At 47.7% G+C, this 20,910-nt stretch carries 15 protein-coding genes and 1 tRNA gene; 1 reads left to right on the top strand and 15 read right to left on the bottom strand.

Features of this window, described 5'->3' with window-relative positions:
• Positions 1–43: 43 nt before the first annotated feature.
• From vexE to actS, 12 genes are all read right to left on the bottom strand, one after another.
• A complete protein-coding gene (gene vexE / locus HV229_RS04770) occupies positions 44–2,026 on the bottom strand; it encodes a Vi polysaccharide transport protein VexE (protein WP_181546985.1) in 1,983 nt (660 codons plus the stop codon).
• Between the two features lie 19 nt (positions 2,027–2,045).
• Entirely contained in the window at positions 2,046–3,350 is a 1,305-nt protein-coding gene (vexD, locus tag HV229_RS04765; protein WP_149330253.1) for a Vi polysaccharide ABC transporter inner membrane protein VexD, read from the bottom strand.
• Positions 3,351–3,372: 22 nt separating this feature from the next.
• On the bottom strand, positions 3,373–4,068 hold the full coding sequence (gene vexC, locus HV229_RS04760; protein WP_046276114.1) for a Vi polysaccharide ABC transporter ATP-binding protein VexC: 696 nt from the start codon (positions 4,066–4,068) through the stop codon (positions 3,373–3,375).
• 25 nt (positions 4,069–4,093) lie between these two features.
• Positions 4,094–4,888 carry a Vi polysaccharide ABC transporter inner membrane protein VexB gene (vexB, locus tag HV229_RS04755; RefSeq protein WP_016154312.1) on the bottom strand — a complete coding sequence of 265 codons (795 nt, stop codon included), beginning with the start codon at positions 4,886–4,888 and terminating at the stop codon, positions 4,094–4,096.
• An 8-nt stretch (positions 4,889–4,896) separates the two neighbouring features.
• A complete protein-coding gene (vexA, locus tag HV229_RS04750; protein ID WP_181546983.1) occupies positions 4,897–5,964 on the bottom strand; it encodes a Vi polysaccharide ABC transporter protein VexA in 1,068 nt (355 codons plus the stop codon).
• Between the two features lie 45 nt (positions 5,965–6,009).
• Positions 6,010–7,746, bottom strand: a complete 1,737-nt coding sequence (gene tviE, locus HV229_RS04745; protein ID WP_016154314.1) for a Vi polysaccharide biosynthesis glycosyltransferase TviE — start codon at positions 7,744–7,746, stop codon at positions 6,010–6,012.
• Entirely contained in the window at positions 7,746–10,241 is a 2,496-nt protein-coding gene (gene tviD / locus HV229_RS04740) for a Vi polysaccharide biosynthesis protein TviD (protein WP_181546980.1), read from the bottom strand. The genes tviE and tviD overlap by 1 nt, the downstream gene beginning before the upstream one ends.
• A gap of 29 nt (positions 10,242–10,270) precedes the next feature.
• The gene (gene tviC, locus HV229_RS04735) at positions 10,271–11,311 is read right to left on the bottom strand and encodes a Vi polysaccharide biosynthesis UDP-N-acetylglucosaminuronic acid C-4 epimerase TviC (RefSeq protein ID WP_047357818.1); all 1,041 of its coding nucleotides are present in this window, start codon (positions 11,309–11,311) and stop codon (positions 10,271–10,273) included.
• A 2-nt stretch (positions 11,312–11,313) separates the two neighbouring features.
• A complete protein-coding gene (gene tviB / locus HV229_RS04730) occupies positions 11,314–12,591 on the bottom strand; it encodes a Vi polysaccharide biosynthesis UDP-N-acetylglucosamine C-6 dehydrogenase TviB (RefSeq protein ID WP_016157409.1) in 1,278 nt (425 codons plus the stop codon).
• A 257-nt stretch (positions 12,592–12,848) separates the two neighbouring features.
• Positions 12,849–13,376 (bottom strand): Vi polysaccharide biosynthesis protein TviA, encoded by a 528-nt coding sequence (locus HV229_RS04725; protein WP_046274927.1) that lies wholly within the window; start codon positions 13,374–13,376, stop codon positions 12,849–12,851.
• 1,242 nt (positions 13,377–14,618) lie between these two features.
• Positions 14,619–14,692 (bottom strand) — tRNA-Gly (locus HV229_RS04720).
• A 79-nt stretch (positions 14,693–14,771) separates the two neighbouring features.
• A complete protein-coding gene (gene actS, locus HV229_RS04715; RefSeq protein ID WP_181546979.1) occupies positions 14,772–15,530 on the bottom strand; it encodes an amidase activator ActS in 759 nt (252 codons plus the stop codon).
• 166 nt (positions 15,531–15,696) lie between these two features.
• Between actS and idi the strand changes: the two genes are divergently transcribed.
• Positions 15,697–16,245, top strand: coding sequence for an isopentenyl-diphosphate Delta-isomerase (gene idi / locus HV229_RS04710; RefSeq protein WP_016154343.1), 549 nt, complete (start codon positions 15,697–15,699; stop codon positions 16,243–16,245).
• Positions 16,246–16,330: 85 nt separating this feature from the next.
• Here the strand turns inward: idi and lysS are convergent, their stop codons facing one another.
• The 3 genes from lysS to recJ form a co-directional block, all read right to left on the bottom strand.
• Positions 16,331–17,848 carry a lysine--tRNA ligase gene (gene lysS, locus HV229_RS04705; RefSeq protein WP_005123357.1) on the bottom strand — a complete coding sequence of 506 codons (1,518 nt, stop codon included), beginning with the start codon at positions 17,846–17,848 and terminating at the stop codon, positions 16,331–16,333.
• A gap of 9 nt (positions 17,849–17,857) precedes the next feature.
• A protein-coding gene (gene prfB / locus HV229_RS04700) for a peptide chain release factor 2 (RefSeq protein ID WP_100250065.1) occupies positions 17,858–18,956 on the bottom strand; the annotation gives its coding sequence in 2 pieces (ribosomal slippage) (positions 17,858–18,880 and positions 18,882–18,956; 1,098 coding nt in all).
• A gap of 217 nt (positions 18,957–19,173) precedes the next feature.
• Complete coding sequence (gene recJ, locus HV229_RS04695; RefSeq protein ID WP_016157413.1) at positions 19,174–20,907, bottom strand: single-stranded-DNA-specific exonuclease RecJ; 1,734 nt, start codon at positions 20,905–20,907, stop codon at positions 19,174–19,176.
• Positions 20,908–20,910 lie beyond the last annotated feature (3 nt).

Below are 20,910 nucleotides of genomic sequence, written 5' to 3'. Positions count from 1 at the left end.
GCCCCGCCTGGTGCGCCAAAGGCATCACGGGGCAAACGTCTTTTCAGCCCGAAGATGTTTCATCCCTGCGCGTGATATTTCGCCAAATCCCCCCCGACAGTCTCAGATTTTCAGGCCCGCTATTCAGGATTTGGGTTACACATTTCAGGTAATTGTCTTTCCAGCGCTCAATAAAAGAAGACTGGCTTTCGAACCTCTGCGGATCGACCATTTTCTCCAAAACAAAATGGATGCGCCCGTCTCGCCACACCGGAACACCAAATACGGTGGGTAAGTGCATTTTCCAGGCAAGTCGAGAGCAAAAGGTGGAGTAGGTAATCTGCTGGCCGAAAAAGTCGATAGTCGGCGCGCTCAAATTCAGCGCGCCGTCGATCGCCACAACAAGCGACTGCCCACTATGCAAGGTCTGTATGCAGGCTCTGACCACGTCCGCTTCGCTTTTGTCACTAACCGAAATCAACCGCTCACCGTAGCCCCCTTTGAGCACGCCAGGCGTGGAAGCCACCCATTTGCTGTTCATTTCCAGCAAGGAGAGGATCATCGGCCCGGCATACATTGCGCCCATATGAGCCGATACAACAATGCAACCACGCTTATCGAGCTGCAGCCGTTGGAAAAACTGCTCGACATGCGATATATCGGCCAACCGATACATCGGTTCGTCGGCCTGCTCTCCACGGCATTCAAGCCAGTCGAGGAGATAATTATCGGCAAGATACCCCCACTTCGCCCGGCGTTCCCATTCATCGCGCTCGATACCGGACTGTCTGCCGGCAACTTCCCATGCCCAGTCAAGGCGCTCAGGCGGTAGATTAACGGCAGATATTTGCCCATCAAGCGCCAGCAGCCCCTCTTCGAATGACTGAGGCAGATGGCTTGCTCTGGCCTGAATATAGTGCTCAAAGACGCTTTCCGCTTCGCTTGTTTTCCCCGCCTGTAACAACGCCGCCGCGGCATAACGGTTCCATTTACTGGTCGCCCCTTTTTCCCTTGCCAGTTGTACAAACTCATCGCTGGCAGCAGCGTATTGCCCAACCTGGCGCAGTGCTCGGGCATACATGGCTCTGACATAAGGAAGATCAGGATGAGTCGCGAGCGACTGCTGCAGTAACGGAATGGCTTTCTCATTCTGACCCGTTCTGATTAAGGCATCGGCATACAGGGTCACGATCCGTAAATTATCAGGGTTAAAATCCAGGGCATGACGCCAATGCTCAGCGGCTTGAAGCTTCGCTTCCCGGCTGCGGTCGGATTGATAGTAGGCAAGCCCCAGGCTACGACGCAGCGCCGCACCATCCAACCCACGGCCTAATGCGGACTCCCCAGTCTGAATGGCTTCCTGATATTTACCGACAGCGCACAGCGTATCAACCGCCAGCCCCGCCGACTCCTGGCTTTCTAACGCGAAGAAAGGGAGCAATGCGCGGGCCAGGTCATGATCTTCTGGTAGGCGGCTTTTATTTAAGAAACGGAGGCAGGTCTCAATCATATCTCCCCGCGGGGGAACTTCCTGCGCCTGTGTTCTGGCCAACGAGATTGCCTGTAACTCTTTATCCACCAGCGTCAGGCTGCGCAGATGGAGAGCAAAAATTTTGCTATTGCCCGAAAAAGCGAGCCATGCCCGCTCGGCTAAGTCAGCAACAGTCGCATATTGTTTACTCTTAAGCAGCACGCTTGCGACCAGCAGGACATCCTCCGGCTGGCACACATTCACCGCCAGCAGTTTGTTAACCACCTGTAGTACAGCGTCCCGATGATGTGATGCCAGCGGCGAAATAATCCAGCGTCGCAATAAATCACGGCTATTCTTTGCCGTCAGCACACGGTCTGACAACAAAGTCAGCGCGGCATCTGTTTCATCTTTACGCAAACACGCGATAGCGAAGAGAAGAATGTTTTGCTCATTTCCAGCACTATCTCGTACTTTTTCGGGATGCTGACCGAAATAGTGACATAGCCCCTCCCAATCCTCTTGTTTGAGCAGGGTGGTTGGCGATATTTTTTTACATGTAGAGTGCAAGCTCATCGTATTTCCTTACTCCGCCTTATTCACGCATCCGCCTGATGGTTATCAGGAGAGAAGTCACCAGGTACGCGATGCCCAGCAACACGAAGAACAGTAACCACTTTGTTCCATCGGCATAGCGAGTGGTGTCAGACACCACCATCGGTTGAGAAATGATCAGCAAATACCGTCTCTCACGTAGCGCTTGAAGCTTCCCTTGCTGTAAGGTCTGCAAGGCAGATTCCCAGCGTGTTTTGGCGATCTCACTCTGCAGGCGAAGATCTTCAAACAGGGACAGACTTTCTGAAGAACCTTGCGACCCTAACTTATTTGACAGGCGGTTACGTTGTTCGCCGATCTGCTTTTCCAGGACCTTGATTTTGGCCGACAGGCGAGGAATAAGGGGGTTCTGATCCAAACCATTAGCCATTAATTGCGCGTATTCCGCTTTCGCCTCCGCCAACTGCGTTTCAAAGCCAGCAATTAATTGATAAATCGCGGTCACGGTTTCCTGCGGTTCAATATCTTTCTGTATATGCTGTATTTTTAGCAATTCAAGCCGAGCGGCCCCCAGATTTTCCTGGGCCGATTTAACATCGTTTTCCAGCCATAAAATCCGTTCCTGCTGCATCCGCGCTGAAACGGTATTAACGTGCTGTTCAGCAAAAGCCAGAATGCGCTGGGCAAAAAACTCAGCCTGTTTCGCACTCCGCGCCTTGACGTTTAAACGCAGCATGCCCTGTTGAATATCGACAGCAACCGAGACTTTCGATAAATAGTAACGATAAGGATCATCATTAATACCCAGCGGTGCGAGGTAGCGGGAAAATAATGCGATATCGTCTTGCGCGAAATAAGATAAAAAACCGAGCTCTTTTTCCATCCGCTCCATCATTTCTTTCGAAAGTATAAACTCGCGAACCTGAAAGCCCTCCGACATCTCATTGCCTGCACCAAAGAAAGCTGTTCCAGAAAAATTATCCTGGCTGGCATCAGTTTGCACAATAAAGGTGGCATCCGCGCTATAAAAACGCGAAGTTAATAGCCACGACATAAGCATAATAACCAGCAGCGGCAAAGCAATATAAAGAAAGAGCCGACGTAGCGATTGTTTGGCTTGCTGAACACGCCGCTCTTTAATAACCAATGACGCTCTACGGACGGAATCAGCATCCGTCGCGGACCACCCGGCGTCTGGGCGATGATGACTTTTCGCATCGGCCGTTTTTTCCGTCTGGCGAAGGGCGCGTTCATCCTCTTTTTGTTGTAGTCGCGAGGCTCGGCTTTCTTCTGCTACCTTCGCCCTTTCCTCTTTCCATTTTTTAATACGTTCTGAATTTTCCACACTCTATCCGTATATTTTCTAATTATATATCAAAGGAATAATCATCAGTTTGAATCGTCGCCTGATTTGACTGATATTGTTCAAAAAGCGCAGATGCCTGTGCTAAATCTTCACACATCGTAATTTTTCCATGCAGCAGTACGCCAAACGCATGACAGTGTTCTTTAATAAGCCGAGGGTTGCGCGTTAGCACAATCAACCCTTTCTGTTGCAGCTCATAAGCTAGTGCCGCCTGCATACGCAACTGTGTGGCATTATCCCCGGTGTACAGCTTGTCATCGGCAATATAAAGGCGGCAGGGAAGCAGTAAATTAATGGCAAATGCCAGATGCGCTTTCATCGTGACAGAATATTCACTCACCCTGTCGGTATAGCGCTGTTCAAGCTGGGTCAATTGATAGCAGAAATGTGAAAACTCATCGCCATCCAGGCCATAAAGACTGGCCATCATGCGCGCATTCTCTTCGCCGGTTAACCCCGGCAGAACAAAAGCATTTGCCCCCAGTGGGAGCGCATCACCCCGTAGCCCAATAAAATCCCCTTCATCAGGAGCATCTATACCGCACAGCAATCGGGTTAGCGTCGTTTTGCCTGAACCAGGGGCCGCCAGAATACCGATATGCTCATGGTAATCCATGATAAAATCTGTTTTATCAAGGACCACCCGCGGGCCCTTATCAGACTCAAAATAGCGTGTACAACCTAATAAACCGAACACGAACGCGTCTCTCCTGAAGCTAAAGTCAGTGATTTTCAGTGTCACAAATCAGGTGAAAAATGATGCCCGCGAGGAATAACGTAGCGGAAAATGCCAGAGGGTAAAGAGGCTCAAGGTACAAGGAGTTATACCCCTCAAACATTCCTTCTCTGACTATCTCATTAGCATGAAGTAGAGGGTTCCAGCTGAATATGCTTAATAATGAATAGGGCAATTCATTCGCCGTATAAAAGACAGCTGAAATCAAAAACATCGGTCTTAGCACTACAGGAACGGCTTTGTAGACCAGCGGAAACCGTTCAGACAGTGCGTCACAAAAGTAACCAAACGATAATCCCAGAAGCCATGCGATAACCATCCCTTCAAAAATCAGGATCGGTTTCTGGGCTTCCCAACGGGAGAAGATAAGAAAGTTAATTAATGAAACAATAATATAAATGATAACCGCATTAACAAATTCGACTGCGGCAAGAGCAAAAATCACATGTCTTTTCTTAACCTGCGAGACAACCGCCAACGATGTAAAGAATGAACGGGTGCGCATGGTTGCGGTAATGGTATAACGAAATAACAGATACGGTAATATACCTGCAATAACAAAGCTGATATCGTCAGTGAATATTGGCACGGTGCGATTTAAATATTGAAAAGAAATAACGGTAATGGTTATCCATACCAATGGTACGGCCAGCACCATCATATAGTTTAGCAAATTACCGTTATAGCGTGTTTTGATATCGCGTGACATTAACAAAATGATTAACTCACAGACGGTAATGAGTTTCATAAAATAATAAGTATTATTTTTCAAAATATTCATATGGCGCGTTAGAAAGAATTAGAGCCGCGGATCAAAAAGCTATCGAATGCGGCTTTCACCTTAGCGAAATCAGTCAAGGAGGCGTTCGAGATATAGATAACATCGCCGTCTTCCACCCGCATGGCCTGTGCTAAAAACACCGAGTCAGGTTGGCTCATATCGACATGATAGATATTCAGCTTACGCATCTGCTGTTTCGCTTGCTCCGCTTCGTCATGCTTGTACAGAAAAACCGCCTGCGGATCGGCAAGATTGTCGTTTAATCCTTTCGCCAGCGCCAAAGCATCCACTACGCTGGAATGACGCTGAACCAGAGCATGTTTTCCCTGAACACCCGCCGCGCCGAGCACATTAACATACTCGGTCACTTGACGCAGAGTGATACGGTCATCCGGCTGTAAGACAATATCCAACCCGGGATACTGATAAATATCTGACAGTCGCGCATTGAAATAATGCTGCTGGCGCGTCACGTGAACTTCCATCATATCTGCGCTGGTATTTTCTACTGCCGCCGCCGTTGCCAAAAAATGACTAAGACGATTCATACTCTGTTCGAGAGGGTAGCGACCCGTTTTCCCGCTGCCCTCGACCGTCACCATAGCTCCGGTGCGGGCGGTAAGCGTCACCAGCACCTGAGGATTCAGGACAACGCGCGAAAGTCGCTTTCTGATCTCTTCAGCCAGTTGTGTCACATCCAGCCCGGTAACCGGAATGATCCCGGCATAAGGCACCTGAACGATATTACCGTCAGTCACAAGAATATTTTCAAAATCCGCCCGGTCGCCGTTCGCGTTATTGGATAAATACCCCGCCCCGCCCGAGGATAAAATAGTGATATGCAGCACATCGCCTTTAGCCAAAGATGTCCAGTGCCAATTATTTTCGGCAAAGACCGGATCGACAATAGTTTTCGGCACAGTATCGGCATCACTCAGTTTTAATGTCGGCGTGACTTCGACCAGATGATAATGAGGATCGTCCTGATTAATCAGGCTGGATTTAAATACCGCCCTGGGAATAGTGCATCCCGAAAGCAGAAAAAACGTCGTTAATAATATAATAATTTTTTTCATAACTTATTTTATAAATGAAATAGCTGAAAAAATGCTGCCCATTAATTAACGAGGCTGAGAGGCAATGGTTTGTACAAACGTTCCCACCATATGTTCCACGGTGAAGCGTTCTTGTAAAAATGACTGCGTCTGTTGGCAAATACCGGTTCTGCTGCGCCATAAATTGACCAACTGTTCTGCATAGCGGCAAGCCTGGTCAAGATTGACCGTCTGTGCATCATCAAGAATGAAACCCGAAACACCCTCAATAAAGCATTCTGCCGATCCACCTGCAGGGGTTGAAATCACCGGCACCCCGACCATTTGTGCTTCAATGAGCACATTGGGTAGCCCTTCATAACGCGAAAACAAAATGAATACGTCCATTTTTTGCAGCCAATACCCCACGTCACGCGAGACGCCAACGAATAGTATTCTCTCCAGAATCCCCAACTGTTCGGCGCGTTTCTGCGCTTCAGCGCGCAAATCACCATCGCCTACCAGCACAAAGCGTGTGGCGGGGTGGTGCTGTAAATAGCGTGCTGCAAAATCAATCCATGCAAAAGGGTTCTTATCGCCTACAAAGCGGAAAACGCCACCAATAGTCGTGTCCGCATCCTGTGTTTTTTGCGTAAACTGCTGCCAGATTTTATGTGGCACCTCAGAAGAGGGTTCGGTAGATGGCGGTAAGACGCCGTTATATACAACCTGGAAGTGCTTCGCCTCCAACTTTAGCCAGTCGGCATAATGGCGGGTCACACAATGGTTGTTACTCATAAAATCAACGCCAGGCACGACCGCCAGCGCCTGGTAGAGAGGCTCATATTCCGGCTTGAACAGACGCTTTCTCACCACCGGCGGTAAGCCACGTAATCCCAGTTGAATTCTGGGCACGCCAGCAATCAGCGCTGCAAGCGCAATCATCAGACAAGCGCCATCCTGCCAAACGGAGAGATAATCCAGCTTGCGCTCGCATAAGTGGGGGACCAGATGCTTGATACCGTAGTTACACACCGGCGGCAGATGAGAGAGCAATAAGCGCAACTCCGGAGATTCTATTGTCGTATCGTCAAAGAAGTTTCCGGTAATCTTCGCGATTTCAAGCACCTCGACCTGTTCTTCCAGCACTTCTTTCAGGAAAAAGTCTTGCCTGAGTTCCGGTGCCAGGGAGCGAATAATGAGCTCTACCGGCTCTTCTACTTTCAGGCCGCCAATTTTCCCCTGTTGCCGATATTTTCTGGCGATCTCAATAGCCAGCCTGGAAATCTGACGCTCTGCACCGCCGCTACCTAGCGAGCCTGTACAGAGCGCAAGGCGACCAAAAGATCCGACGGGAAGCTGCCGCGGCTGACGATTTCGATAGAACAAGATGGCATGCTTCATTGCAATAATACGGGTGTTGGTTCCCACAGGGATCGCTTCCCCTTCAAGGCGTTCAAGCAAATCGCAGATCTTATTTATTTTGCCTAAATAATTGTTATATTTTTTCTGCACGCCGGTGCTAACCTTTTTAAGAATTAGCTGCGCATCTTTGGCTAGCCCCGTATTATATAAACGACGCGCATACTCATAACGTGCTTCATCATTGTTTTGTGCAATCAGCGTTTCGTAGAGCGCGTATGCACGCGCCGTTTCATTGAAATCATGAAGAAATTCTGCTTTTTTTAGCATCGCTAATGAAGTTAAAGCCTCAGCCGGTAATTCGCTGTCAATTAACGCAACAGCTTGCGCAAGCTTCTTCTCTTGTTTCAATGTTAAAAGCGTTTTCCCTAGCGCAGCTAACTTTTCTTCCTGCGTAATCATTACGACTTCCCTGATGTATTTTTTTGTAATGCGGTAATGCAGGTCGAGATCTGCCTTGTCACCGGCTCCGTTGGCCCATTCACTTTCTCCAGTCGCTGCCAATACTGCAAAGCCTGGGTGTAGTCGCGTAAATGCATTGCGTTTAATGCGGCATATTTCAAGGCATAGGCATTTTCGCTATCAAAAACGAGTAATTTTTTCGCATAATCTAGATGTTCATAAGACGCGATAGTGCTACCGCCATCCTTCAGTGACTCATTAAATAATCTGATAATTTGCTTATATTCACGCATCAGGCGAGAAACATCAGGATCAATTCGTTTCAGGCTAATCAATACAGACAATGCTTCATCCAGACGCCCTTCAGTTTTCTTCTGGCGTACATATTTAAGGGCTCTGGTTGCAACATTGCGACACTCTTTCTCAAACAGCTCGTTCATCGAGGCATTCTGGAATGATGGAGAAATGCTCATGACGTTAGCAATCAAATCAATGAGGAACGGAATGTCGTTAATATGACGTATACTGCGTAACATAATCGACTGCAGGCTGGTAATATTCGAATTACGAATCAAGGTCATATGGGCCAACGTGCACGCGTCTTTCCAGGCACCAAGATTCACCAGCGTTCTTGCACAATATACGGTGCTAACGGGGTCGAACTCCAGAAGTGGCCACACTATTTTCGCCCCTGCCAGGATATTTTCATAATCCTCACGCTCATACATTTCTCTTAATTTCTCGCGCCATGCCATTTTAACTTCATTATTAAAGCGAGAAATACGTGCATGGGGATAAACCATAAATGCAGAGTAGCTGTAGACCAGCGAAGTACTCAGTGAGACAAAATCATCAACCGAATGTAGCGACAGCGCAGTATTGTTCCATGCCTCAAAAACGTCGTGGAGTTTATCTTTATACGAGGTGCTAAGCGCCTGATGATAGCTCATATTCTTGATGCAGAAAGCTGTGCGGATAACGAGACCGGTATCATGAATCGTCGACAATACCGTCAGCGCAAATTCTGACTCATGGCGGAGTAGCTGCTCGAGCGCATTCATGAAAATCAATTCATCACTGAATTTGATTGCCAAAGATAACGCTGTTTCCATAAACGCATCATTTAGGCGCTGCGATTGAATGCCGGCATGGAAAGCTTCGGAGAATGCGTTGCCATCATTGAAATATTGCGTGCTGCTCAGGAAATTAACCCATCCGCTTTGGGTTTCAGGATTTAATAACAGTACACGTTTCCAGTATTGATATGACTTATCAAACAGATGTAAAGCATCGGCTGAGCCGGCGGCAACGGTAAGGACTTCTTCATCTTCAATTTCATTGGAAAGCATCATCTCGGCCGTCGATAAGGCTTCCCGCCAACGCGCTAATCCATGTAGAGACCTCAGCCGACAACGTAATGTACTGTCCGTCGTACCGATAATTTTCTCAACATCACTAATATCCTGATAAGCCTGTTCATAATAACCTAAACGGCTGAAGATTACGGACCGAAGTTGGATTAGAACAGGCTCTTGCTGCTGATTTCTTAATGCGGCAAAAAGTTGCTGTGATGCAGTAATAATGTCGCCATCGGCAAGCAGCTTAGTGATCGATAGGGTAATCTCACGTATTTGGTCCTGTTTCTCTTGTCGCCCCTCATCAAGATGATGATTAGTATTATTGATCACTCCCTTAAAAATAGCCGCAACGATCGCGTCACCAAACATGTCGGTATAATGAGTAAGATCGTCGCCATTTTTTTCCAGGGCTCTTTTCTGTCCCCACTTTTCCATCAAATTTGTCGGATTAACGCAGGGAATATCCATCCTGGTGGCGATGGTCTCGACATTTTTAATCAATCGACTGCGGGACTGAATGACGGTTCCAGCACGAGTCACGGCATCAACATGGGTCATAAACATAACGCGATCGCGACCAAGAAGCTGAACGATTTCCATCATGTCCTGTTCGATAGCATGCTCATCCATCTGCTCAACATTGATATTGCTTAATAAGGCACGATCGTCTTCCGACATTCCGGCAAAACAGGGATCGTCTTTGAGATAGGCCAGCAGTTTGTGTTGATTTCCTTGCGTGGCCAGCGACCAGTACACACGCGCCCGCTCTGTTTGGCTAAAAAACTCATAGAAATGACGAGTTAAATAATTTATTTGTAAGCAGAACCCATAGGCCATAATCTTCTTCTGACTTGAAATCTCAACGATATAGAAATCAGAACGACTATGAACGTCGGTATTTGAATAATTTACGGCAGGTCTAAAAATAAAAGGCCGGACCTTTTCAGGAATATCTATCAAGCCTAAAATAAAACGAACCTGCTGTAATGCCTCGCTGCTCGTATGCGTAAAACCATATATCCTTTTAAAATTAGCCTTGAAATTAAAATAAGGCTGAGCTCGTTTTACCGGACTCACAATACGGCAACTACCAATGGCTGTAAGCGTAAACATCCCTGACGATTTCATTAAATTCATCCACGTGAAAGGAAAGTGAGTAGTTTTACTCAGGAATACAAAGCAGTCTTTTTATCGATATACCATTTTAGAGTCTGCTTAAGTCCTTCTTTGATATCAAACTCAGGCTCATATGAAAGAAATGTTTTTATTCTGGTAATATCTGCCTGACTATGCTTAACGTCACCGTCACGAAAATCTTTATAAATTGGTTCAGCACTAATTTGTTCGTCCCGCCATAAATTCAACCCATCGCGGATGAGATAATAAAGCTCATTTAGCGAAGTTCTGTCTCCAACAGCCACATTATAGACTTTATTTTTTGAGGCTAAATCATTAGTCGTTGCTGATAATAAATTGGCCTGAATCACATTTTCTATATAGCAAAAATCCCGGCTTGTTGAACCATCGCCATTGATATAAATTGGTTCATCTTTAAGAAGCGATAGTATCCAGCGAGGAATGACTGCAGAGTATGCTCCGTTAGGGTTTTGGCGACGGCCAAATACATTAAAGTAGCGTAGGCCAATAGCGTTAAAATCATAGCTGCGAGCAAACACCTCGGCGTACAATTCATTGACGTATTTTGTAACCGCATACGGGCTTAATGGCCGGCCGATCCGTTCCTCAATTTTAGGTAAGTCGGGATGGTCACCATAAGTACTACTGCTTGCGGCATAGGTGAAACCAGATACATGTGCATCTCTCGCCGCCGTCAACATATTTAAAAAACCATCAATGTTAGCGCTATTTGTCGTGATAGGATCCTGCAAGGAACGTGGTACGCTTCCCAGAGCGGCCTGATGTAAAACGTAATCGACATTCTTACAAACAGCCTGACAATCGGCAAACGACCGGATATCCCCATGAACAAAGGTAAACCGCGACCATTGTTCTTCACTGACAGCGGCACGCACATCCTCTAAATTATGTTGATAGCCAGTTGAAAAGTTATCCAACCCAATTACTGTTTGATTTAAATAGAGTAGTTCTTCTAATAATCCAGAGCCGATAAAACCTGCTACGCCAGTAATAAGCCAACGTTTTGGTTCAAGAACGAGTTGTATTCTTAATTCATCATAGGCTGTCATGATTATAACCTCACATCTGACTGCTCAGGCGAAAGGATATACTTCAAATCATAAAGCACATGTTTATCTTTTCCAAAGCCACGAATATCAGTACTCCCCATCTTCTTAAACTGCTCATGGCCAACGGCAACAATAATGGCATCATAAGAAGCCGCCTTGATTTCCGATACAGGTATAATCCCATATTCCTCTTCGACTTCCTCAGCATCCACCCAAGGGTCAAAAATATCAACATTACAGCTGTAATTGCCCAACTCTTTTACAACATCGATAATGCGGGTATTCCTGATATCCGGGCAGTTTTCTTTAAAGGTGAACCCCAGAATCAGAACGTTAGAACCCTCAACATTAATTCCTTTTTTGATCATGGCTTTGATCAACTGTCCCGAAACATAGTTACCCATATTATCGTTCAGTCGACGACCCGCGAGGATAATTTCCGGATAGTAACCGATGCCCTGAGATTTATGAGTCAGATAATAGGGATCGACGCCAATGCAGTGACCACCAACCAGTCCCGGACGGAATGGCAGGAAGTTCCATTTACTTCCCGCTGCTCGCAGCACGGCTTCAGTGTCAATCTCTAATCGGTTAAAGATAATCGCCAATTCATTTACCAGCGCGATATTGAGATCGCGTTGGGTATTTTCAATCACCTTTGCCGCTTCCGCGATCTTAATGCTTTCCGTTTTGTACGTTCCTGCCGTGATGATCTGTCGATAGATCTCATCAACCAGACAGGCCGTTTCTGCAGTTGAACCTGAGGTAATTTTCTTGATAGTTGTCAGACGATATTTTTTATCGCCGGGATTGATGCGCTCTGGGCTATATCCGACAAAGAAGTCTTTGTTAAATGTCATCGCTGACATACGCTCAAGGATCGGCACGCATTCTTCTTCAGTACACCCTGGATATACCGTAGATTCATACACCACGATATCCCCCGGCCTCAGTACTTTGCCAACAGTTTCACTTGCCATAATCAAAGGGGTGAGATCTGGTTGCTTATAATCGTTGATCGGCGTCGGGACGGTAATGATGTAAAAATTGCATTCTCTGATTTCATCAATTGATGAGGTAAACGTCAGATGGCGAGCATCACGTAGCTCTTCTTCTGTGGTTTCGAGATTGACATCGATCCCTTCTTTTAGCTCGAGTATACGTTTATGATTAACATCAAAACCAACCACCTGACGAATTTTCCCAAATTCAGCAGCCAATGGTAAGCCAACATACCCGAGTCCAATAATGGCAATTTTTACATCATCTTTGCTGATCATTACTGATAAGTCCCTTATTTAATAATTATTAACTTTAAATAAATCCCAGATGTTTTCTGGAACGCTACCGCCCCTGACGTTCTTAGCCAGCGTATCTATTCTTATCGAAATCACGACAGTTTCTAGTCTAAGCAAGGCTAGAAATTTTATATTTCCTAATTTTAGTTAAATGGAAGTCGTATGCAGTATCCGTTCTAAAACAACAATTAAAGATCGGATCTTTAATTGTAATTCTTAATGAGAAAACGCATAGCATTTTATTCTGGCAATAGAAGATATCGAGGGTCTCGCACGCCAAATTTAAGGGCAATCTCTTTTCTCCAACGATACAATGTTGACGGCGAGTTCATAAATCTATCCTGAAGCTCCTCCATACCGCTTTCGGTTAAGAAGTACTTCATCTTCATGATATCTTTGTTGCTAATCTTAAAGTTACATTCCCTTCGCCCTGCCGTTATCTTGTCACCATTTCGTCGATATAGGCTTATTTTCTTAATCATCTCCGACACAGATGTTGAGGTATCGAAAACAGCAATAACATTTTTGATATTATCCAGCCAAAAAAGAGCCAAAGGCATCAACCGTGAGCTGGAAATGATGATTATGATTTTATTGATATTTTTATTCCGTGAGAAAAAAACCAAGGTGCTACGTAAGCTATATTGATTAAGATTCACGAATAAATAATTTCTTTCGTTTGTAATCAGTGACATTTCATCAATAACACTAGCGACACCACCCCCAAAGTAAATATCATTAGGTGGCCAGAAATGTTGATACTTCATGAAGCCTCCATAACCTCAAAAAACTCTATTTCATCCATGGAAAGGTAAGTGTGTACTTTTAAGCACACCGACCCTCTAAAAAATACCTAACAATCGAGTAATTGATTTTATTAATATTGCTAAATACATGAGATGAACTTTTACACAACAAGGATGTGATATCAACCCCTCGCCATTCATAGCTAAAAGCTATCAATCACTCATTCTTAGATTTGAATTACTAATGGATACCGGCATTTCAATACGATTATTGGTTGTATTATTAGCACCACCTGTGAAACCGCACTTTCATCTTTTATTCAAAATGAGAAAATTCCCAAAACACAATGAAACATTTTCTTACAAATTACCAGCATACATACTGTGGTTAAAGGTAGCCTGACTGAATTGTCACCCATATATCTACCTTTAAATTCGTAGCTATACCGTGTGAGATTTTAATCAGTACAACTGAAGTCTATCTAACTATATTTGCTATATTTTTCAACAACAATGACAGAATATACACAAGGCTAACGAGCCCCCCGGCATAGCAAGCATTCAAAATGGTACAAAGTACTAAACTAACTCGTATATTTTTGTGTATCTACATAATTTCGTGACCGGATAATGAGAACAAAACTAGTCACCTTAAGAAGGTATTACTAATGATAAAACTACTGAAGATATTTTTAACAAAATAGATGTCCACCATGTTTATCCAGGTAAGATCCTACCAAGTCTAAACCATTTAAAACCTGTTACTACCGATTAGAGAAAATTGACCTACAAAAAGAATACATTACTTATTTATGAAGAATGACCAATCTTATATCGTGTTCAAAAAAGATAACTATTGAATTATAATCTAACAATTAACTACGTGACCTATATTAGCGTTGATATATTTTCAGACAGACAATCAAACATACTCCTTAAAATTTCTTAAATAAATTCAATTGATTGATAGTTGATTTTTTGTACCACGGGAGAAATGCGATATTTAAGACACCAGTATCGCGAATTGTAAGGATTAACCAGCATATACAAAGCTCTACTATCCGAGAGCGTCAAAGATTTCTCTTTGGCCCCTGTGGATAGTTAGTTTCATATGAGGTATCTCCCGCCAGGGGGGGCCTATCGTCTCCCACAATCGCTTTAGCCTGCATAGTCGTGCATTGAGTCTGTCTGACCGTTAAACAAAGAAACACATTGAGATTACGAAGGATAATTGAATCAGGAGAGTCAGTGAGAAGTAAGTCGTGGAGCGGGCGAAGGGAATCGAACCCTCGTATAGAGCTTGGGAAGCTCTCGTTCTACCATTGAACTACGCCCGCATTGGAGTGCGTAAGGGATTATAAACCTTACGCTCTTCTTGGCAAGGGACTAACTGACTGACTGGCGATTAATTCACCGTCAGCATTTTGGCTTACTGCCCTTTGGTGGCAAATAACGCAGCGGATCGATAGCCGTCGCCCGATAGCGGATCTGGAAATGCAGCCGCACCGTGGTCGCATCCGAGCTGCCCATCGTCGCGATCTTCTGCCCGGCTTTCACGTTTTGACCGTTGTTCACCAACATGGTGTCATTATGCGCATACGCAGTGATGTAGTCCTCACTGTGCTTAATCATAATGAGATTACCGTAACCCCGTAGCTGATTACCGACATAAACCACCTTCCCGGCTCCGGCGGCATAAATCGGCGTACCGCGCGCAGCTGAGATATCAATGCCTTTATTGCCGCCGTCCGCGGTTGAATAAGGCAGAATCACTTTACCGCTGGCAGGCCACTGCCAGCAACGCTGTCCGACCGGTGGCCAGGAGGACTGCGGTACGGACGAAGATGGTCTGACCGCCGCCGTTTTGGTTGAGGATTTCTTAGTTGTTTTGCCAGAGCCTGAACTGGTTTTTGCGCCGCCGCTGACCTTCAGCTTTTGCCCCACTTCAATGGTATAGGGCGGCGAGATATTATTCAGGCGTGCAAGCTCTTTTACGCTGGTCCCGGTGGCGCGCGAAATACGGTATAGCGTATCTCCCCGCTTCACGGTATACACGGAGCCGGAATAACTTCCTGTATCAGACGACTTGCTCCCGGAACAGCCTGCTAACAGCAGACCGACACACAGCAGCATCGCGATACTCAGGCCATTTTTCTTCAGGCGTCCTGCACTCAAAACAATACCTCGCAACATTTTCAGACGCTTTATCATAGCAGCCAGAAACCGGATGCCAAATCATATCGCGCAACTAAGCGTCGACTCTGGCATTTCACACCCTCTGTTAATCATTCTGACTTAATAAAGCATATAATGTGAATGCTTAAGATTGATGGTGGACGCTATGCGACAGGAACATGTCATTTTATTGAATGAGCAGGGCCAGCCCTGTGGAACACTGGAAAAGTATGCGGCGCATACCGCCACAACCCCCCTGCACTCTGCTTTCTCATGCTGGATATTTAACGAGCAGGGTCAACTGCTGGTCACCCGCCGTTCGCTGCACAAAAAAGCCTGGCCAGGCGTCTGGACCAACTCTGTCTGCGGTCACCCGCAGTTGGGTGAAACCACCGAAGCCGCTATTATCCGCCGGGCTTGCTTCGAACTGGGTGCAGACATCGACTCGCTCAGCCCCGTGTATGCTGATTTTCGTTATTGCGCCACGGATCCGAGTGGAATAGTGGAAAACGAAGTATGCCCGGTTTATGCCGCACATATCGTCAGTGAGCTACAGCTAAACCCAGATGAAGTGATGGATTCCCAGTGGAGCAAGCTTGAGGATGTTTTAAGCGGGATTGACGCGACGCCGTGGGCTTTTAGCCCGTGGATGGTAATGCAGGTTTCAGATGTTAAGGCGCGAGAGTTACTGCGCAAGTTTGCCAACGGGAATTGATTGCCTGACGGGGCTACGCCCATCAAGCCTACATAACGCATCGTAGGCCTGATAAGGCATCAGCCGCCATCCGGCATTTCACATCTTACTTAACCGGGCGCATTGCCGGGAACAGGATTACGTCGCGGATAGTATGGCTGTTTGTGAACAGCATAACCATACGGTCGATACCAATGCCCAGGCCCGCAGTCGGCGGCAGACCGTGTTCCAGAGCGGTAACATAGTCTTCGTCGTAGAACATCGCTTCGTCGTCACCTGCATCTTTGGCGTTAACCTGATCCTGGAAACGCTGCGCCTGATCTTCTGCATCGTTCAGCTCGCTGAAGCCGTTACCGATTTCACGTCCGCCAATGAAGAATTCGAAGCGATCGGTGATTTCCGGATTTTCATCATTACGACGCGCCAGCGGAGAAACTTCTGCCGGGTACTCGGTAATGAAGGTCGGTTGAATCAGGTGCGCTTCTGCAACTTCTTCAAAGATTTCTGTCACGATACGGCCCAGACCCCAGCTCTTCTCAACTTTGATGCCGATAGATTCCGCAATCGCTTTTGCAGAATCGAAGTTATCCAGATCGGCCATGTTGGTTTCCGGACGGTATTTCTGAATCGCTTCGCGCATCGTCAGTTTTTCGAACGGCTTACCAAAGTCAAAGACTTCTTCGCCGTAAGGCACTTCAGTCGTTCCCAGAACGTTCTGCGCCAGCGTACGGAACAGCGATTCGGTCAGTTCGATCAGATCTTTGTAGTCCGCATAAGCCATGTAGAGTTCCATCATGGTGAACTCTGGATTATGGCGAACAGAGATGCCTTCGTTACGGAAGTTACGGTTAATTTCGAATACGCGTTCGAAGCCGCCAACCACCAGGCGCTTGAGGTACAGTTCCGGCGCGATACGCAGGTACATGTCCAGATCCAGCGCGTTATGATGGGTGATAAACGGACGCGCTGCCGCCCCGCCAGGGATCACCTGCATCATCGGGGTTTCTACTTCCATAAAGCCACGACCAACCATGAACTGGCGGATACCAGCCATAATCTGTGAACGCACTTTAAAGGTATTGCGGGATTCATCGTTAGAGATGAGGTCCAGGTAGCGTTGACGATAGCGCGCTTCCTGATCCTGCAGACCGTGGAATTTATCCGGCAATGGGCGCAACGCTTTCGTCAGCAGACGCAGCTCGGTGCAGTGGATAGACAGCTCACCGGTCTTGGTCTTGAACAACTTACCTTTCGCGCCGAGGATATCGCCCAGATCCCATTTTTTGAACTGCTCGTTGTAGACGCCTTCCGGCAGATCGTCGCGAGCAACGTACAGCTGAATACGGCCGCCAACATCCTGCAGCGTAACGAATGATGCTTTACCCATAATACGGCGGGTCATCATGCGGCCAGCAACGGATACCTCAATGTTCAGCGCTTCCAGCTCTTCGTTTTCTTTCGCGTCGAAGTCAGCATGCAGTTGGTCTGAGGTATGATCGCGACGGAAATCGTTCGGGAAGGGGATCCCCTGCTCGCGCAGGCTCGCCAGCTTCTCACGGCGCGTTTTCAGTTCATTGTTAAGGTCGGCTACCGCGTCAGCGCCCTGTACGTGTTGTTCAGACATGTTGGTTCCTCATAACCCTGCTTTCAAACTTGCTTCGATAAATTGATCCAGGCTGCCATCCAGCACCGCCTGCGTGTTGCGGGTTTCAACCCCGGTACGCAGATCTTTGATGCGGGAGTCATCAAGGACATAAGAACGAATCTGGCTACCCCAGCCGATATCTGATTTAGTATCTTCCATCGCCTGTTTCTCGGCATTCTTCTTCTGCATTTCCAGTTCATAAAGCTTCGCTTTCATCTGCTTCATGGCCTGGTCTTTGTTCTTGTGCTGGGAACGGTCGTTCTGACACTGCGTCACAATCCCGGTCGGGATGTGGGTGATACGCACCGCAGATTCGGTACGGTTAACGTGCTGACCGCCCGCACCAGAAGCGCGGTAAACGTCAATACGCAGGTCCGCCGGGTTGATATCGATATCAATATCATCGTCAACTTCCGGGTAGACAAACGCAGAGCTGAACGACGTATGGCGACGACCGCCGGAGTCGAATGGGCTTTTACGCACCAGGCGATGTACACCGGTTTCGGTACGCAACCAACCGTAAGCATATTCGCCAGCAATTCTGATGGTCACGGATTTAATACCCGCCACTTCACCTTCAGATTCTTCAATAATTTCAGTCTTAAAGCCGCGCGCTTCAGCCCAACGCAGGTACATACGCATCAGCATGCTTGCCCAGTCCTGTGCTTCCGTACCGCCTGAGCCAGCCTGAATATCGAGATAGCAATCTGCGCTATCATATTCACCGGAGAACATACGACGGAATTCCAGCTGGGCCAGCTTATCTTCCAGCGTATCAAGTTCTGCTACGGCTTCGTTAAAGGTTTCTTCGTCGTCGGCTTCTACAGCCAGTTCCAGCAGGCCGGAGACATCTTCCAGGCCCTGGCTCATCTGATCGAGCGTATCGACGATGGCCTCAAGGGAGGAACGCTCTTTACCCAGCGCCTGCGCGCGTTCGGGTTCGTTCCATACGTCCGGCTGTTCCAGCTCGGCGTTTACTTCTTCCAGACGCTCTTTCTTGGCATCATAGTCAAAGATACCCCCTAAGAACGTTAGAGCGCTCCGTGAGGTCCTGAATGCGGTTATTTACCGGATTAATTTCAAACATTGTCTGATTTCTTTTATTGGACTAGTCAAAATGCGGTTATAAGAGCGGGATTGTAACGAATCCACACCCTTTTTTATAGCGAATATACACATCATCCTTCAAGCTGCCTCTTTGTTGGCTGCGCGATTTCTCCCCGGTCACGTACTACTCGTACGCTCATGGAGACTCATCCACTTGCCGCCTCGATGCAGCTTGAATGATTTTGTGTAAAGTGACGCTAAAGTGGCCAGATATTATCGATTATAATCTGCAGGCTGCGGTTGCCGCGAAACTCATTAATATCCAGTTTGTAGGCAAGCTGAACTTCGCGAACACCGTTATCCGGCCAGCAGGTGGTATCAACGTTAAACGCAATACCGTCCAGCAACGGTCCACCACCGACGGGCTCCACCATCACCTTCAGATGACGCTCACCGACCAGACGCTGCTGAAGCAGACGGAAATGCCCGTCAAACAGCGGTTCCGGGAACATTTGTCCCCACGGTCCGGCATCACGCAGCATTTGCGCGACCTCCATGGTCATCTCCGCCGCGCTCAGAGCACCGTCTGACACCACTTCGCCCTGCAGTAAGGCGGGGTCCAGCCACTCGGTTACCAGTTCGCCGAAACGCTGCTGGAAACGCTCAAACTGCGCCTCTTCCAGCGACAAACCCGCCGCCATAGCGTGACCGCCAAACTTGAGGATCATACCTGGATGAAGAGTGTCCAGGCGCTCCAGCGCATCGCGCATGTGCAACCCCTGAATCGAGCGCCCGGAGCCTTTCAGCGTACCGTCACCGGCCGGGGCAAACGCAATTACCGGACGGTGAAAGCGCTCTTTAATACGCGATGCCAGAATCCCCACCACTCCTTGATGCCACTCGGGATGGTACATCGCCAGACCGCCCGGTAGCGTATCGCTACTGCGCTCCAGCTTTTCACACAGAGTCAGCGCTTCCGCCTGCATACCCTGCTCGATCTCTTTACGCGTCTGGTTGAGTGCGTCCAGCTCATTGGCCAGCACGCGTGCTTCACCAATGTTGTCGCACAGCAACAGCGCCACGCCAACGGACATATCGTCCAGACGCCCCGCTGCATTCAGCCGTGGCCCGAGGGCAAAACCTAAATCACTGGCAGCCAATTTGAGTGGGTCGCGATTGGAAATCTCCAGCAGCGCTTTTATACCAGGGCGGCACTTTCCGGCACGAATACGGCTTAAGCCTTGCCACGTCAGAATGCGGTTATTGGCATCCAGCGGGACCACGTCGGCCACCGTACCAAGCGCAACCAGATCGAGCAAATCCGCCAGGTTCGGCGGCGCAATTCCTCGTTCATCAAACCAGCCTTTGTCACGCAGGAAGGTGCGCAGCGCCAGCATCAGATAGAAGGCCACGCCAACGCCAGCCAGCGATTTAGACGGGAATTCACAATCGTGCAGGTTAGGATTGATGATCGCTTCAGCGCCCGGCAGCGTGTCCCCTGGCAGATGGTGATCGGTCACAACGACCGGGATCCCCAGCGTTCTGGCATGTTCAACACCCGCGTGGGACGAGATGCCGTTGTCGACGGTGACAATCAGTTGAGCGCCACGGGCATGGGCCTGATCAACGACTTCCGGGCTTAAGCCATAACCATCTTCAAAACGATTAGGCACCAGGTAGTCCACGTTACTGCAGCCCAACGCGCGCATCGCCAGAATGCTGAGCGCGGTGCTGGTCGCGCCATCGGCGTCAAAATCGCCGACCACGATGATTCGGGTTCCTTCGCGAAAAGCGTTATAGAGGATTTCAACCGCTTTTTCGACACCGTTCAAATGCTGCCACGGCAGCATGCCTTTCACACTACGCTCAAGCTCCTGCGCGCTGCGCACACCGCGGCTGGCGTATAAACGGCGCAGCAATGGCGGCAAGTCGGCAGGTAGCTCGGCGGTCTCGTCGGCTTCACGCCGACGAAGTTGTATCTGTTGTTTCACGCG

The sequence above is a fragment of the Citrobacter sp. RHBSTW-00524 genome (assembly GCF_013747755.1).
GTDB classification, from domain to species: Bacteria; Pseudomonadota; Gammaproteobacteria; order Enterobacterales; family Enterobacteriaceae; genus Citrobacter; species Citrobacter braakii.
The sequence above is the reverse complement of the archived record's forward strand: the minus strand, read 5'-3'. Positions and strand labels throughout refer to the sequence as shown.